Below are 16,706 nucleotides of genomic sequence, written 5' to 3'. Positions count from 1 at the left end.
TCAACTAATAGACAAGGAGAATAGTATGGAGACTCAAGCGCGAAAATTATGGAAGCAGATTATTGCGAAAGGATCAGTCGATGATCATCAATTTGAAACTAAACTTCATTTACAGTCTGGTGCTACAGATCAAGACATCGCCGGGTTGGAAGATGCTCTTGGTGTAGTGATACCTGAACAGATTAAAGCATTTTATCGCATACATAATGGTCAACAAGAACAGATAGAAACGACATGCTTTGTGCGAAATCTTACTTTATCTCCTATACACGAAATTATCGAAAATTGGACTTTCTTGCAAGAAGAATTTGACCCTGAAGATTGGGAAATAGATTCACAGCCAGGGGTCCAACCGTTAGCATGGAATTCCAAATGGATTCCGATTGCTAGTAATGGTGGAGGAGATTATTTGTGTATAGATACAGATCCGACAGAAGAAGGTACGATAGGACAAGTGTTATATTTCTGGCATGATTGGGAATATCGTTCTGTCGAAGCTACTCATTTTTTTGAATTCATAGAGATCGCTCTGCAAGAGGAAACTGATGCTCTCTTTGAGGATTAAGAGTCAAACAAGCCAAAGAAAACACAATTTTTTTGGAATATCATAGGACTAATTCTTATCTAGTTCATTTGTAGACCTCCAAATTATCTTCTTCAAGTGTTACTATTTCTAACTCACACCTAGAGACAGTGACACTTTTACACATACATGTTTCAGATATGTATAGAACCTTCGATTATTTTCTAATCATATACGATCCTTCACCTCTCTTAATTCTCCTTCAACATCAATACATTTCAAAAAAATATAAAAACATTATATCTTTATTCCCAGTTGATATTCAGTTTATATAGTTGTACTAAATTTAATACTATAATCAATAAACAGAAATTTATTCTAATGACCACATAAAAATTAGATGGATCTCATAAAGGAGTAAACAGAAGTATGAGCAAAAAAATAATTGTTGTTTCGCTTATTATCATTTTTGGTCTAGTAGTAGGGTATTCCGTAACGATGGGGTTTGCGAAAGGAATTTAAAAGCTATGAAAAAGTTGTTGAAGATTCTATTTTTTATCATCCTATGTCTAGGAGTATTTCTTTTTTCATGCTTAGCCGGTTCAAAAGTCGCTCAACTACAAATTGCGAATGAACAATACAGTTATTTAAAAGTAAAGTGGGATGATAGTGTTGGATCTATTGTAAGTAATATACCGTATAGTAAAGGTTCACATAATAATTATGATTTATATTTACCTGCAGACAAAAGTAAAAAGAATTATTCATTAATCATGTATATTCATGGTGGTGGTTTTACAGCAGGGGATAAAACAGATGGAGAACCGATAAGCAAGTATTTTGCATCAAAGGGATATGTGGTAGCATCAGTCAACTATACACTCCAAGATGGAGAAGAAATTTCAAATTTAAATGTTATGTATAATGAACTCAAAACAGCACTTGATTCAATAAATAGTAAAACTAAAGAATTAGCTTATCCTATATCTGAAATGGCGACAACAGGAGAATCTGCAGGCGGATGTTTAGCAATGTTATTTGCCTTTAGATATGGAACTAGTTCACCGATTCCAATCAAATTTGTTTTTGAACAAAGTGGTCCTACAAGTTTTAAACCTGAATTATGGGCTTCTACTACAGATAAGAATAAAGTGGATTTTGTAAATAAAATGGCGGGGAAAGAGTTCACTTTAAAACAATTAGGGTCAAAGGAATATCAAAAAGCTATACAAGAAATTAGTCCGGTATCATTTATTACTAAAAATACGATTCCTTTGTTATTAGCTTACGGTCCTAAAGATAAAATTGTGCCATCTCAATTAAAAATACCACTATTGGAAACATTGGATAAATATAAAGTGAGTTATGATTATATTGAATTTCCAAATTCAGGACACGGTCTACTAAACGATCCGGATAAATTACAAGAATACTATGAGAAAATGGACGAATATACTCATAAATATTTTGAAAACCATTAAACTATATGTAATCAAATGAATCATATAGTTTAACAAAAATGTAAGGAGCTAATTATGACAGTTGAAAATAAAGATAAAAATAAGAAGAAATATAAGGGCTTGAAAATAACAGGTATAATTTTTCTGGGAATTATTATAATAAGTATTAGTGGTTTTTTTGTTGTTAAACATTATTTTACAAATCAATTTACCAATTTAACGGATAATCCTAAAGTTGGAGAATGGTATAATATTTACCCCAAAAATGCTAAGTCTGCTATGGGTAAACAATGGCACGGTAATATTAAAATTGGAAAAGAAAATAAAGTTTTAATTGAATTATATGGTGGTGGGGTCAGTATAGATAATTACACCGAGGAAAGACCAAATATAAAAGGGATTAAAAATGGTTTTTATAATGTAGCTAGTGAAAATGGTGATAATATGGCTAAATGGGGGATTAGTGGCACTCAAAACGAAAACCCATTTAAAGATTGGACTGTCATTGTAATACCCTACTCAACAGGAGATTTTCATGTTGGAGCTGGTGCTTACGAATATATAAAAGAAGACGGTACAAAAGATATAAAATTTCATTACGGGTATACTAACTACTCGAAAATGCTAGACGAAGCCTTAAAGTATATTAATACTGATCCAGAAGCTTTAGTGATAGCTGGTTCTTCTGCAGGTGGATTTGGAGCAGCACTTCTTGCCGACAATATCATACGTCATTTTCCAAATACAAACAATATAACTGTTGCTGTAGATAGTTCACTTCTGCTGTATACTAAGTGGCATGAAACAGCCAAGAATATATGGCACGCTCCGCAAGCAATAACTAATAATTTGAAAACAGACAATATTACTCTAGATAGCTTAGTTGCTTTAAAGAAAAAATATAATAAAAAAGTTAAAATTTTGTTTGATTGTTCTATAAGAGATGCAATTCTTTCTCAATATCAGGGTTATATAACTGACGGAACTCTACAATCTTCTAGAAAAAGAGGAGATATTTTTCAAAGTGATTTAAAAGAAATGGTTAGAGATCTTCAAAATAAAATACCGGATGTTGGAATATTTATTTTTGAAGGATCTATTCAGAAAGATACAGAATTAACTCAACATACCATATTAGTAATACCCCAAGTATTCAAAGAAATAATAGATAATAAAAGTATTGCTAGATGGATATATGATGCTGTAAATAATAATGTAAAAAGTTATGGGTTAAGTCTATTAGACAAGAAATATTGATCATTCGTTATACAGTACTTTGTTAATATCGAATCAGATGCTGTACTTAAAGGAGATAAACATTTGTTTACTATTTTAATAGTGGAAGATGATCCAAATATAAGAAAGTTAACATGCGCCGTGTTAAAGCAAAAGGGGTTTAATACTTATTGGGCAGAGGATGGTATTGAGGCACTCAAATTAATGGAAAAGCAACACATCGATTTAGTAATGCTTGATCTGATGATGCCCAATATGGATGGCTATGAATTGACAAAACAAATTCGTCTTGCATGGAGAGATCTACCAATCTTAATGGTAACAGCCAAACAAGAGCAAGAAGATAAAAGAAAAGGTTTTCTTGTTGGAACCGATGATTACATGATAAAACCAGTAGATGAAGAAGAAATGGTACTACGTATCAAAGCATTACTTCGACGAGCAAAAATCGCAAGTGAACACAAGTTGAATATTGGAAAAGTAATACTTGATTATGATTCATTAACTGTGGCAAAAGGAGAACAAATTTTTCTTTTGCCACAGAAAGAGTTTCAGCTACTTTTCAAATTACTTTCGTATCCTAATGTGATCTTTACCAGATTACAGCTGATGGATGAAATCTGGGGACTTGAATCGGAAACAGATGATCATACCATTAGCGTTCATATTAATCGTTTGCGAAATCGACTTCAGGATTGGAAAGAGTTTGAAATTATAACGGTCAGGGGATTAGGTTATAAGGCGGTGCTGAATAGAATATGATACATCTGTTCAAGAAAAGATTAAGTCTAGCCATAACATTAGTGTTACTTGTATTCGGTGTATTGGTTGCCACTTTTGTAACGATTATTATAATTTTTTTATTGCTTTCGTCATTAGGATTAACTACGTTTTCTGAGCCTCAAAATCAAACAGCAAATCCAGAAAGTCCGATAAGGAGTTTATTTAATATTTTTATAATCTGTATCCTGATTGGAACAACCATAACTGCTTTTTTAAGTAAAAAAGCTTTGAATCCAATACGCAGAGTTATTGCCTCAATACACCAAGTAGCTGCTGGAAATTTCAATGTAAAAGTTGATATAAAAGGAATTGGAGAATTGGAAGAACTTTCAGAAAGTTTTAATAAAATGACGCAAGAATTAGCTAGTATTGAAACATTGAGAAGTGATTTTATTAACAACTTCTCTCATGAATTCAAAACACCCATTATATCTATCCGAGGTTTTGCCAAGCTTCTTCAGGATAATAATCTAACAGAAGAAGAGAGAACGGAGTATCTAAATATTATAGTGACGGAATCAGAACGTTTATCTGCACTCTCTTCTAATATTCTGATGTTAGCTAAATATGAGAATTTAGAGATTATTGTAGATCAATCATCATTTAGATTGGATGAACAAATCAGAAAAACAATTATTTTGATGGAGTTGAAGTGGTCAGCTAAACATTTGAATATAAATATTGATTTAGAAAAAGTAACTTTTTTCGGAAACGAAGAACTAACCCAACAAATTTGGATTAATCTTTTGGACAATGCAATAAAATTTTCAGATCCAGATAGTTCTATCACCATTAATTTAGAAAAAATAGAAAATGAAATACGATTTACGATACAAGATGAAGGCATGGGAATGAATGAAGAAACAAAATCGCATATTTTTGATAAATTTTTTCAAGGAAATACTTCCCATGCTAGCACTGGTAACGGTTTAGGGTTGCCTTTGGTCAAACGGATTGTTGATCTTTGTCGTGGCAAGATTCAGGTACAAAGTGAGCTTGGGAATGGTAGCCTGTTTACTATCTTGTTATATTCAAAAATGGAAGAACATTGAGTGATGAAAAAGATAATGAAAGTAGTGTTATTAACTTTTTTATTACTCTCTGTTCTTGTTATTGGTTGGTGGCTATGGGGACAGTATGGACCACTTGTAAAATCTGATTATTATAAAACAACAATGACTGGTGGACAAAAAGAAGCTATTTATACAGCTCCTGGTAATGATTCTGTACAATCTATCAAATTAGATCCATTAAAAAATTCATTGTGGCAGCATAAAGTATGGTATCCCACTGAATTGATGACTACTGATAAAATATATCCAATAATCGTAATAACTAACGGAAGTAATATGACTTTTTCAAGATATATACCGATATTTGAACATTTGGCTTCTTGGGGATTTGTAGTTGTTGGTAATAATGACAGACAAAGTTGGACAGGAGCTTCAGCTGTAGAAAGTTTGAATTTCCTTATTTATCTAAATGCAGATAAATCTAGTTTCTTTTATCATAAGTTAGATTTAAAAAATATTGGAATTTATGGTGGTTCACAAGGTGGAGTGGGCGCAATAAACGCAGTAACCAATTTTGATCATAGTTCCTTATTTACATCTTTATTTACTGCGAGCGCAACAAGTTTAGAGTTAGCAAAAAAGTTAAAGTGGTCTTATGATGTATCCAAAATAAGAATACCGTCTTTTATGATATCGAGTACAGGAAAATATGATTCTGAGTTAATTACTCCTTTGGTTTCATTAAAAGAAAATGTTTCGAAAATGCAAAGAAATCTAAAGATCATTACAGCAAGGCGAAAAAATATAGATCATGATAAGATGATGATCGACACTGATGGATATATGACAGCTTGGTTTTCTTGGACATTAAAAAATGATAAAAAAGCAGAAGGAATTTTCACTGGTAGTCTTGCGGAGCTAAAAAACAATCCCAATTGGCAAGATGTTCAAATTCAAAATGAATAACCTAACCAGATAAATAATAATTGAGTTTGTTCTTTGAATTATAAAGAAATCATCTTAAAGCTATGCAGAGTCAGTGATCTGTATAGCTTTTTTTGAAATGTAAGGTTTAGGGTAATGATACATAAGAAGCTACATTGAATAGTAGAAAGACAAGGAGGACAAACATATGAAAAAAGTAATGAATAAAGCAGAAGATATGGTACTGGAAATGGCAAAAGGAATGGTGCTGGCTCACCCTGAACTTGAGCTCATTTCAAAATATAAAGTCATTAAAAAGAAAGAGCTCAATCCGCAAAAAGTATCTTTGATCAGTGGTGGAGGTAGCGGACATGAACCGGCTCATGCAGGATACATAGGGAAAGGTATGCTAGATGCAGCTGTATGTGGAGATATTTTCGCTTCTCCTTCTCAGATTCAAGTCTATCAAGCAATCAAAGCAACTGCCGGTGAAAAAGGTACTTTGATGATTATCAAAAACTATAGCGGTGATATGATGAATTTTAAAAATGCCGCTTATTTATGCGAAGAAGATGGGATCAAAGTCGATTATGTACGGGTGGAAGATGATATTGCTGTCGAAGATAGCCTGTATACAGTCGGACGACGCGGAGTAGCAGGTACTGTTCTGGTGCATAAAATTGCAGGTGCGGCGGCAGAAGAAGGACGCAATCTAGCAGGTGTCAAAGCTGTTGCAGAAAAAGCGGCTGCTAATGTACGCAGTATTGGATTTGCATTAACCTCTTGCACCGTTCCAGCCAAAGGTAGCCCTACATTTGAATTAGGTGACAATGAGATCGAGTACGGCGTAGGGATTCATGGCGAGCCAGGTATCAAACGCGAAGAGATGGCATCAGCAGATACACTTGCTAAGCGTATGGTTGATGATCTGATGCGAGATATGAAAATAGAAGATGGACATGCAGACGAGATCGCCTTACTGATCAATGGATTTGGAGGAACTCCTTTACAAGAGTTATATCTGTTCAACCATGCGGTCACACGTGAATTGTCTAATCGTCGTATCCAGATCAATCGTGAATTTGTCGGTAATTATATGACCAGTATTGATATGGATGGTATTTCAGTGACGATTATGAAATTAGACGAAGAACTCAAAACATTACTTTCTCAAGAAAGTGATACCCCTGCTTTTAAAGTATCCGGCGCTGTAGCACCTGTTCATTATGAAGCGGCGGCAGTAGAAGACGTTCCAGATGAGCCGGTATCTTATCAAGTACAGACAGATCCAGGTTATGCACAACTGCAAGGCAATACACTTACCTTAAATAATATGATCTATCTTGTAGACAAAATGAGTGAGATCATTATCGAAAATGAAGTTCCTTTCTGTGATCTGGATTCTCATGCAGGTGATGGTGACTTCGGGATGAGTATTGCTAAAGGATTTCGTGAACTCAAACATGAATGGAGTATAATTCTAGCAGAAGATGATCTGACAATCGGTCGTTTTCTAGATCATTCCTCACTGGTCATTATGGAAGCTTGCGGTGGAGCATCAGGTCCAATCTGGGGTTCAGCTTTCCGGGCGGCAGGCAAAAGTGTTGGAGATAAGAAAGAGATTACTGTAGCAGAATTTGCAGACATGATGCAAGCTGCGGTGAAAGGGATTCAGGCGACAGGTGAACGTTCATTTGGGCGTGGAGCTGTTGTCGGTGATAAAACGTTAATTGATGCGCTTGTGCCTTGTGCAGATGCATGGACAGCCAGTGCACAAGCAGGAGATGACTTGCATACCGCTCTAACAAAAGGTGCAGAAGCCGCAGTGCAAGGAGCAGAAAGCACAAAAAAAATTGTGGCACGTATGGGACGAGCAGGCGCAGTAGGTGAGCGTAGTATTGGCTACCCTGATGCAGGTGCACATGCACTTGGTGTTATTTTTACAGAGCTAGCTCAAAGTCTACATTCTTAAATGTACAGTAAAGTCGCTGGTCATATGGACGAGTGGTGGATTCAACTGTAATGTCAAAAGATATCATATGAAGCATTTATGATAAAAATAGATTACATCCCATAAATACTCAAGAAATAGTCTGTGATATATACAGATTGTTTCTTGAGTTATTTTTATGATTTGTTGTCCAGTATTGATGATATCTTACTAGATCATGTACTACATAAGGAACAATGGGCTCGAATAAGAGCGCAATACATCGAAAGTTTTGGATAAGTAATTCTTTTATAATAAGGGCATCACATGATCCTATATATCGTTCCTGTGATCCTCAAATTTTATAAAGGAAGTGACGTATGCACAAAATTGTTCACCCTAAAGTATTTTATTTTGGAACGCCTGTAGTTCTTATTAGTACGATAAATCCAGATGGCTCTCCTAATCTAGCCCCGATGTCTTCAGCATGGTGGGTTAATCAATCCTGTATGTTAGGAATGAGCTATCAATCACAGACGGTACAGAATCTAATTAGAGAGAAAAGTTGCGTACTTAATCTTCCTTCTGCTCAGTTAGTCAACCATGTTGATCGATTAGCGCTAACAACTGGAAAAGAAGACGTTCCTGTATACAAAGCTACTATGGGCTATCACTATGAACCTCATAAATTTGAATGTGCAGGGCTAACCGCTATTCCAGCAGATCTTGTCCAAGCGCCATTGGTGCAAGAGTGTCCGATTCAATTAGAAGCTAGTGTAGAGCAAATTTCTCCTTTTAGCGAAACTGGTACAATTGCGGCAATAGAACTACGGATGATACGCGTGCATGTAGAAGAAAGTATTTTACTTCATCCTGATCAAGATTATATTGATCCTGAAAAGTGGCATCCGTTGATTATGAATTACTGTGAATTTTTTGGACTAAGTGCCAAGTTACAACCTTCCCGATTAGCAGAACCTTTTATGGCTCAATACAATCAAAAAGGTTAATAGCATTATCGGTGTAACTGTAGCTTTCACGTATCCATAGCTTTTAAAAGTAGATCCTCGTATAGACTCATATGTATAACCCCAAAGTCATCTGATAGCTTTTGCAGAAATCAGACTGCTTTGGGGTATTTTGCAGACATCATCATTTTACTTGTATGAGAATGTTATTTCGTTAAAATCTTCACTTCTTTTGGAGCTAGTGTGATAGTGATCGAACCACCATTAACAGTCACTGAATCAGTACCCATTTGATTGCGTAACACTGTACCATTGGAGAAGTTATCCAAGTTCGGAATAGTACGTGTTTGGCTTTCCCATGAGTTGTTGATTAATACAACGGCTTCGTCACCACTATTAGAACGTTGGAATCCGTAGAAATTGGTATCGACCCATTTTTCTTTTTGAGTACCATTTTGTAGCGCAGGGTGACTATTACGAATAGCGTTCAATTTCGCAATATATTTGTACAGCTCATTATTAGTGTTAAATGTCATATCTTCACGATTGGCAGGATCATCTCCGCCACTAAATCCTTGTTCTGTTCCTTGATACACAATCGGAATACCACGAGAAGTGAGCATAAATCCAAGTGCTGCTTTCAATTGTGGCCATTTGTCTGATGCATTGCCGGGCTTACCAGAAGCATCATTTAAGAAACGTTTGACATCATGATTGTCTAAAAAAGTTCCATTTAAATTAGTATTTTTGTAACGATAATCTTGGCTATAACGATCTTTGATCTGGTTCATTGAACCGTCATGTCCAAAAACATTTTGAATCGTATAGTACATAGGGAAATCAAGCACTGCATCGGAATAATTAGAATAATCAGCGACATAAGCAGGATCACCGTTAAATACTTCACCGATAGTAAATGTATTAACTGCGGTATCGAAATCTTTCAAAAACCATTTCGGTACATGTTTCGCTGTATCGACACGTAGACCATCTACACCAGATTGAGCGATAATCCATTTACCCCAGTTTTTCAATTCTGTAGCCACTGCTGTATTTTCTTGCTTGAGATCATCTAGGCTAGCCACATCACCATTTTCAATACGAGATTGATTATTAGTGTTGTAATCATTTTGCGTAATATCTCCAGCATTATGATACCAATCTGGATTATCAAAAGGAGCTTTGGCTGTTCCATTGGTAGGACGGAAATCTCCAGTATGATTGACAACAACATCTAGCATGACTGCGATGTTTTTGCTATGTGCTGTTTTCACCAATTCCTGGAATTTAGCCATAGTTCCTAAATGACCATCGACGGAATAGAAATCATACGTATGATAACCATGATACGCATTTACACTTTTTTGCATCGTTACAGGAGTGATCCAGATTGCGGTAAATCCAAGATTTTTGATATAGTCGAGGTTGTTAATAATCCCCTGAAAATCTCCACCATGCCATTGCGAAGGATTACTTTTGTTAGAAGCGAAGCCACCGTAATTATTGTTGGTCGTGTCTCCATCGCTGAATCGATCTGTCATAATAAAGTAAATACTACGTTTACTCCAATCCACCGGGCCAAAATTATCTGGAGTCGGTGTAGGATTGGTAGGTGTGGTTGTTCCACCTGGTGCACCTGTCGTAATCGTACCTACTGTATTGCTCGAATTAGGTGTAAACGTGAATGTACCCGGATTGAATAAGTAATTTTTGGAATTGTTATTGTCCCAAGTTCCATTACCGTTGTTGAATACAGCTTCTAATTGTGTAGCTGAACCGATATTAACAGTAATTTTGGTATAACCACTAACTTCAGAATCAGCCATTTTAGTACCTGGAGCGGTAGTCCAATTGCCATCTGCTTGACGATAATGAATATAAGGCGTAGTGAACCCTTTTTTGTAATACACAGTCACTGAATTGTCTGCTGCATGAGTAGTCGTATACGAACCACTGAACAGCAACGGAAATAAAAGTAATACCCCGAATAAAATCAAAATAATCTTTTTAAAATGCGGTTTACCCGATGCCAATATAACCATTCCTCCTGTACATATATTTTGTGCAAACGTTTACGCAACTTATTATAAGATAGCGCTTACAAAAAAGAAATAGGCATTTATATAAAATAATAGAAGAATATGTATTTTAAAATAATAGTATAAAATGACCTAGTAAAATGCTGGTGATCCACATTTATTCATCTGATAAAAAGCACAAAACGATCATGACTTGACTTCTAAAATGAATTAAGTATATTATAGACAAATAAAGTCTCTAATTGAAAAAAAAGATTATATAGTTTAAAGATAAGCTTTCACACGTAGTTCTATTTATTTTTACGACAATTAGAGATAATATAAGTCTTTAACGTCTTTAATTATAAATAACCTTTTTATTAGAAATGAGGGGTAAGCTAAATGAACATTTTTATAACAGGTGTCACTGGTTATATTGGCAGTGCTGTGGCTGTACATGCTCGTCATCTACTAGGTTGGAACCCGCAAGGGATACCGATGCCAGCTTGGATTGCTCAATTTGTCCAATAATGTAGAATCTACACCGACTTATTCAAATAAAATCTCTACGCTTAAAATGCTAGATAGATAAGTGAATATATAACAATATAGAAATTTACCTTAAAACCAATTATAAAGGAGCTTATGAATATGGAACAATTAGTAGATGTAATTATTGTTGGCGGCGGACCTGCGGGATTGAATGCAGCTCTTGTTTTGGGAAGAGCGCGAAAAAATGTGCTGGTGATTGATGAAGAACTTCCACGTAATCGAGTGACTAAAGAGTCGCATGGATTTTTAACCAGAGATGGAGTTACACCTGCTACATTTCGCCAGATAGCTAGAGAACAGATTAGTGTCTATCCTTCAGTACAGTTTGTAAAAGATACGGTTATCCGCGCAACAGGTCAAGATGGAGATTTCGAGATGACAACGATACAAGGCAATACATACAGAGGCAAAAAGATACTATTTGCTACTGGAATGAAAGATCGTCCTCTTGCTATTGCTGGTCTACAAGAAGTCTATGGTAAAAGCGCATTCGTCTGTCCATATTGCGATGGTTGGGAATTGCGAGATCAGCCTTTAGCTTTAATCATCAGCGGAGCGATGGCACTGCATCTTGCCAAAACAATCTCTGGATGGACAGACCAGTTCACGATTTGTACCCATGGAACAGAGGATTGGAGTGAAGAAGAAAAAGAAGAGTTGGAACAACGTCATATCCCGATAGTAACGTCCCCGATTCAGCAAATACAATCAGAAGCAGGTATGGTCAAACAGATTGTATTTGAAGATGGTACATCACTTTCGTGTACAGGAATATTTTTTGCACCTGAATTGGAAGCAGGATCCGAAGTGCCTCAGATGTTAGGATGCGAACTAGCAGATACCGGAATGGTCATTGTAGATGAGTTTGGTAAAACCAATATTGCTGGTGTCTACAGTGCAGGAGATTCGGCTTCACGTAAATATCAGGTGGTCGCTGCTGCGTCAATGGGTTCGATGGCGGCAATAAGTATCAACAGTGAGTTATTAGAGAAAGCATGGCAAAGTAAAGTGATCCGTTAAAAAAAGAATCATTAAGGAACAGTAGATGACAGTTAATATAGAGGGAATTAAAAGAAGGATAAGCATATAAAGCTTATCCTTCTTTTTTGCTGTAACGTTACATTTTTAAATGCTTCTCGATCATCTTCATAAATTCTAAAGCCGCTACACCAAGATACTTATCCGTACGATGCATAATACCAATCTGACGGGTAGGTGGGAAATCTGCTATTTTAATCAGACGCAATGTTGGATCATTAAGAGAAGCGGATAATGAATAAGGCTGAATACATGCTGCTACATTCGATTTGACAAAGCCATATAATGAAGAAGCTGTAGAAGTCTCTATAATAATATTTAAGTTTAATCCATGCTCTTTACAGTGACGCTCGATTAATTCCCGTCCTTTGAACCCTTTAGGATAAAGTACCAATGGAATAGAAGGTAAAGCGGCAAGTGAAATCGACTCTTGATCCGCCAGCTCATGATTCTCGGAGACAACTAGAACAAATTCTTCTGTATATAGTGGAGTTGTAACTAATCTAGGATCTGTAAATTCAATTAATGTAATACCAATATCGACTACATTATTGATAACCATCTCTGCTACCTCAATCGCAGAAGAGATTTTAAGATGAATATTAGGAAATTGATGATGAAAATCAATCAAGATCGGTGTAATTCGATAGTCCAACTCTGCTGCCATTACCCCTACGACCAGATTCCCGCCTGTATATTCGCGTAATCCATTAATCTCATCGAAAGCATCTTGCAACTTTAACAAAATACTTCGTGCCTGACGTAATAAAATAAATCCTGCTTCAGTAAGAGTAATCTTTTTGCCGATCCGATCAAAAAGGAGTGTACCTACTTCTTCTTCCATCGTTCGAATTTGTATACTAAGTGTAGGTTGAGTAATCCCCAATCGCTCTGCGGCTTTGGTAAAATGTAATTCCTCACAAACGGCTACAAAATATTCAAGTTGTCTAATTTCCATAAGCATTCCTTTCTTAAATCTTATGATTAACGGTAAAATAATAGATTTAATTTTCTTTTTATCATTGTTTTTAACTATGATAAATCATTCTACCATTATTATTGATTATGTACATAATATATCATTTTTATCATAATAGACAACAATGAAAACGTATTTATGGATGTATAATTTTTCTGAAAATTTATATTGAATATGTAATAAATAGATTTATCATAGTTTTTAACAATGATTAAATTATTTATCATAGAAAATGACCTTTACAATATGTCAATATGATACTATTATTAATAAGGTAATCACTATTTAGACACAGAAAAAACACATATATGACAATATTACGAAAGAAGGAATTGAACATGAACGCATTTTATTTGGATAATGACGGCTCTATTAAAACGATTCTTAAAGGAAAAGAAATTTTAGCTAACCCTATTTTGAATAAAGGGGTCGCTTTTACAGCAGAAGAAAGAACAGATTTGGAACTGAACGGAATTTTGCCTCCTATGATCTTAACGATTGAAGAACAAGTTAATCGTGTGTATGACCAGATCAGTACTGAACCGAATAACCTTCGCAAAAATACAATGTTAAACGATTTATATAATCGCAATGTTGTTTTATACTATCGCTTACTAAGCGAGCACCTGAGTGAATTTCTTCCAATTGTATATACACCAACAGTAGGACAAGCGATTCAAGAATACAGTCAGCAATACCACAAACCAGGTGGTGTGTATCTTTCAATCGATAATATGGATGGGATTGAAGAAGCTTTCCGTAATACAGGCGTACAACCTGGAGATATCGACCTGATCGTAGCTACCGACTCTGAAAGTATTCTAGGAATTGGTGATTGGGGCGTAGGTGGTATTAATATCGCTATTGGTAAATTAGCAGTATATACTGCTGCTGTAGGTATTGATCCTAGTCGTGTACTTGCAGTTGTACTTGATGCCGGAACGAACAATCAGAAATTATTGAATGATCCATTATATATCGGTAATCGTCATGAAAGAGTTCGCGGTGACAAATACGATGAGTTCGTAGATCGTTATGTACAAACAGCGATGAAATTATTCCCTAACGCATTATTGCACTGGGAAGATCTTGGAAATGTGAATGCACGTAATATCATTGAAAAATACGGCGATCAAATTTTGACATTCAACGATGATATTCAAGGTACAGGCGCAGTAACACTTGCAGCTGTGATGTCCGGTTTACAAGTTAGCGGTACATCACTAAAAGATCAACGTGTACTTGTATTTGGACCAGGCGCGGCTGGTATCGGGAATGCCGATCAGATTCGAGATGCGATGATGAAAGAAGGATTGTCAGAAGAAGAAGCAGAAGATCGCTTCTGGGCATACGATTATCGTGGTCTACTTACTGAAGAAACAGAAAATGTGTTTGCTTTCCAAAAACCATATCTTCGCCAAATGTCTGAAATTGCAGATTGGGCAACAGATGAAAATGGAAAAGTAAGTCTTTTGGAAGTCGTTAAACAAGTAAAACCTACTATTATGATCGGTACTTCTGGTGTAACAGGTGCTTTTACAGAAGAGATCATTAAAGAAATGGCTAAACATGTAGAACGTCCAATGATTATGCCAATGTCTAACCCAACATCACTTGCTGAAGCTGTACCGGCTGACTTGATCAAATGGACAGATGGCAAAGCATTGATCGCTACTGGTAGCCCGTTTGAACCTATCGAATATCAAGGAACCACATTTGAATTTGGTCAATCCAACAATGCTTTTGTATTCCCTGGACTTGGTCTTGGAGCGATTGTTGCCAAAGCTAATGTATTTACCAAAGGAATGTTTACAGCGGCAGCCGATGCTGTTGCTCATGCTGTAGACTCTTCTGATCTAGGAGCTCCACTATTACCTAGAGTAAAAAATCTACAAGCAGTATCATTCAATGTTGCTGTAGCTGTTGCCAAAGCGGCTATTCAAGATGGTGTTGCACAAAATACTCCAACCGATATCGAACAAGCTGTCAAAGACGCAATGTGGCATCCCGTATATAGAACCGTTAAATCTACAGAGATGACGCCAGTAAACTAAACAACGCTTTATTACTAAATCGCATCACTCTCAGATTGTCTATCTATAGCAGATAGGCAGTCTGCCCTTTACAGGGTAGATTTGAAAATATAATGGAGGTCCTACAACATGTCAGTCGGTCATATTTTTATTATTTTAATACCTATTTTCTTTGTTATTATTCTTGGATTTTTGGGCGGTCATTTTAAAGTATTCAATTCCGCATCGTCCAAAGGTTTAAATACATTAGTTACCAAATTTGCACTACCTGCTCACCTTTTTATCGGAATTACTACAACCAGTAAACAAACGTTAATCGATAAATGGCCTTTTTTTATCACAATGTTTTTAGGGATTATCGGGTTTTATGTAATTTTGCTGTTAATCCTAAGACTTGTGTTCAAAAAAGATTTAAATAGATCATCTATTTTCTCCTTAAATGCGACTCAACCTTCTTTCGCTTTTATGGGTATACCTGTACTTGGAAGTTTGTTTGGAGCTGCTGAAGTTGCTATTCCAATTGCGATTACAGGTATTGTTGTTAATGCGTTACTTGATCCAATCGCAACCATTGTCAGTTCTGTAGGTAAAAAAACACAAGCAGGGCAAAAAGATGGACATCCTGAAAACTTGCTCAAACTGACTGTTCATTCGATTTTACATGGTCTTAGAGAACCTTTAGCTTGTGTTCCTTTATTAGGGGTTGTGCTTACGATGTTTGGATTCCATTCTCCTGAATTGCTGCAAAGTTCACTTGATCAAATTGGTAGTATTACATCCGGTGCGGCATTATTTGCAATTGGTGTAACTATTGGTCTGAATCGTATTCAATTTAGTGCGAATGCTATCAGTATTTCGGTATTAAAAGTAGTCGGATTACCTATTTTAACGTATGTATTAGCTTTAGCATTTGGATTATCTTCAAAAGATATTACGATGGCTGTATTGTTGGTATCTTTCCCGGGATCAGCAGTCGCCGCAATGATTGCGTCTCGCTTTGAAACGCTGGAAGTCGAAACAGCTTCTTCTTTTGTTATTAGTTCGGTATTATCCTTAATTTCTTTACCTATCTTAATCTCGATTTTATTGTAAAATGTGTTTTTTAGATCATACATTTTAATTTTAAAATAAATTTTAAATCAAAGTCGTTCGCTGAAAGATTTCCGGTGAATGGCTTTTTGTTTTGCATATTGATAATTGAACGTTGAATTTATAGACTATTCATATGAAAATAGAACAATAACGAAAT

13 protein-coding genes and 1 pseudogene are annotated in these 16,706 nt (G+C 35.7%); 12 read left to right on the top strand and 2 right to left on the bottom strand.

Annotated features, from left to right (window positions below):
• Positions 1-25 precede the first annotated feature (25 nt).
• The 8 genes from QCD85_RS09550 to QCD85_RS09515 all read left to right on the top strand — a co-directional run bounded on the left by QCD85_RS09550 (position 26) and on the right by QCD85_RS09515 (position 8,879).
• On the top strand, positions 26-565 hold the full coding sequence (locus QCD85_RS09550) for an SMI1/KNR4 family protein (RefSeq protein WP_301262434.1): 540 nt from the start codon (positions 26-28) through the stop codon (positions 563-565).
• 485 nt (positions 566-1,050) lie between these two features.
• Entirely contained in the window at positions 1,051-2,004 is a 954-nt protein-coding gene (locus tag QCD85_RS09545; protein ID WP_301262433.1) for an alpha/beta hydrolase family protein, read from the top strand.
• Between the two features lie 54 nt (positions 2,005-2,058).
• Positions 2,059-3,240: a pectin acetylesterase-family hydrolase gene (locus QCD85_RS09540; RefSeq protein ID WP_301262432.1), complete on the top strand. Its 1,182-nt coding sequence runs from the start codon at positions 2,059-2,061 to the stop codon at positions 3,238-3,240.
• Positions 3,241-3,303: 63 nt separating this feature from the next.
• The gene (locus QCD85_RS09535; RefSeq protein ID WP_301262431.1) at positions 3,304-3,981 is read left to right on the top strand and encodes a response regulator transcription factor; all 678 of its coding nucleotides are present in this window, start codon (positions 3,304-3,306) and stop codon (positions 3,979-3,981) included.
• Positions 3,978-5,054, top strand: a complete 1,077-nt coding sequence (locus tag QCD85_RS09530; RefSeq protein ID WP_301262430.1) for a HAMP domain-containing sensor histidine kinase — start codon at positions 3,978-3,980, stop codon at positions 5,052-5,054. Before QCD85_RS09535 ends, QCD85_RS09530 begins: the two co-directional genes overlap by 4 nt.
• Before the next feature lie 3 nt (positions 5,055-5,057).
• Positions 5,058-5,981: a poly(ethylene terephthalate) hydrolase family protein gene (locus QCD85_RS09525; RefSeq protein ID WP_441005615.1), complete on the top strand. Its 924-nt coding sequence runs from the start codon at positions 5,058-5,060 to the stop codon at positions 5,979-5,981.
• A gap of 166 nt (positions 5,982-6,147) precedes the next feature.
• Positions 6,148-7,911: a dihydroxyacetone kinase subunit DhaK gene (gene dhaK, locus QCD85_RS09520; protein WP_301262428.1), complete on the top strand. Its 1,764-nt coding sequence runs from the start codon at positions 6,148-6,150 to the stop codon at positions 7,909-7,911.
• 338 nt (positions 7,912-8,249) lie between these two features.
• Positions 8,250-8,879, top strand: coding sequence for a flavin reductase family protein (locus tag QCD85_RS09515; protein WP_273612527.1), 630 nt, complete (start codon positions 8,250-8,252; stop codon positions 8,877-8,879).
• 164 nt (positions 8,880-9,043) lie between these two features.
• Here QCD85_RS09515 and QCD85_RS09510 read toward each other — a convergent pair.
• Positions 9,044-10,759: pseudogene (locus QCD85_RS09510) on the bottom strand (alpha-amylase family glycosyl hydrolase); the annotation flags it as partial.
• A gap of 498 nt (positions 10,760-11,257) precedes the next feature.
• On the opposite strand from QCD85_RS09510, the gene QCD85_RS09505 reads away from it, so the two are divergent.
• The gene (locus QCD85_RS09505; RefSeq protein ID WP_301262427.1) at positions 11,258-11,386 is read left to right on the top strand and encodes a hypothetical protein; all 129 of its coding nucleotides are present in this window, start codon (positions 11,258-11,260) and stop codon (positions 11,384-11,386) included.
• Between the two features lie 120 nt (positions 11,387-11,506).
• Complete coding sequence (locus QCD85_RS09500; RefSeq protein ID WP_301262426.1) at positions 11,507-12,427, top strand: NAD(P)/FAD-dependent oxidoreductase; 921 nt, start codon at positions 11,507-11,509, stop codon at positions 12,425-12,427.
• Between the two features lie 97 nt (positions 12,428-12,524).
• Here the strand turns inward: QCD85_RS09500 and QCD85_RS09495 are convergent, their stop codons facing one another.
• The gene (locus QCD85_RS09495) at positions 12,525-13,403 is read right to left on the bottom strand and encodes a LysR family transcriptional regulator (protein ID WP_273612524.1); all 879 of its coding nucleotides are present in this window, start codon (positions 13,401-13,403) and stop codon (positions 12,525-12,527) included.
• Between the two features lie 359 nt (positions 13,404-13,762).
• Here QCD85_RS09495 and QCD85_RS09490 point away from each other — a divergent pair, with 359 nt between their 5' ends.
• Positions 13,763-15,478: an NAD-dependent malic enzyme gene (locus tag QCD85_RS09490; protein ID WP_301262425.1), complete on the top strand. Its 1,716-nt coding sequence runs from the start codon at positions 13,763-13,765 to the stop codon at positions 15,476-15,478.
• Positions 15,479-15,586: 108 nt separating this feature from the next.
• Positions 15,587-16,549, top strand: a complete 963-nt coding sequence (locus QCD85_RS09485; RefSeq protein WP_137221734.1) for an AEC family transporter — start codon at positions 15,587-15,589, stop codon at positions 16,547-16,549.
• The last annotated feature ends 157 nt before the right edge of the window (positions 16,550-16,706 follow it).

The sequence above is a fragment of the Paenibacillus sp. PsM32 genome (assembly GCF_030433815.1).
GTDB lineage: Bacteria > Bacillota > Bacilli > Paenibacillales > Paenibacillaceae > Saccharibacillus > Saccharibacillus kyungheensis.
Note: the sequence above shows the minus strand (reverse complement) of the source record. Positions and strands in the feature narration are given on the sequence as shown.

Bases quoted from the DNA above. Each gene is read 5' to 3' on its own strand.
- QCD85_RS09545 (WP_301262433.1), top strand. From the start codon at position 1,051: ATGAAAAAGTTGTTGAAGATTCTATTTTTTATCATCCTATGTCTAGGA.
- QCD85_RS09500 (WP_301262426.1), top strand. From the start codon at position 11,507: ATGGAACAATTAGTAGATGTAATTATTGTTGGCGGCGGACCTGCGGGA.
- QCD85_RS09550 (WP_301262434.1), top strand. From the start codon at position 26: ATGGAGACTCAAGCGCGAAAATTATGGAAGCAGATTATTGCGAAAGGA.
- QCD85_RS09530 (WP_301262430.1), top strand. From the start codon at position 3,978: ATGATACATCTGTTCAAGAAAAGATTAAGTCTAGCCATAACATTAGTG.
- QCD85_RS09515 (WP_273612527.1), top strand. From the start codon at position 8,250: ATGCACAAAATTGTTCACCCTAAAGTATTTTATTTTGGAACGCCTGTA.
- QCD85_RS09540 (WP_301262432.1), top strand. From the start codon at position 2,059: ATGACAGTTGAAAATAAAGATAAAAATAAGAAGAAATATAAGGGCTTG.
- QCD85_RS09490 (WP_301262425.1), top strand. From the start codon at position 13,763: ATGAACGCATTTTATTTGGATAATGACGGCTCTATTAAAACGATTCTT.
- QCD85_RS09505 (WP_301262427.1), top strand. From the start codon at position 11,258: ATGAACATTTTTATAACAGGTGTCACTGGTTATATTGGCAGTGCTGTG.
- QCD85_RS09485 (WP_137221734.1), top strand. From the start codon at position 15,587: ATGTCAGTCGGTCATATTTTTATTATTTTAATACCTATTTTCTTTGTT.
- QCD85_RS09525 (WP_441005615.1), top strand. From the start codon at position 5,058: ATGAAAAAGATAATGAAAGTAGTGTTATTAACTTTTTTATTACTCTCT.
- dhaK (WP_301262428.1), top strand. From the start codon at position 6,148: ATGAAAAAAGTAATGAATAAAGCAGAAGATATGGTACTGGAAATGGCA.
- QCD85_RS09495 (WP_273612524.1), bottom strand. From the start codon at position 13,403: ATGGAAATTAGACAACTTGAATATTTTGTAGCCGTTTGTGAGGAATTA.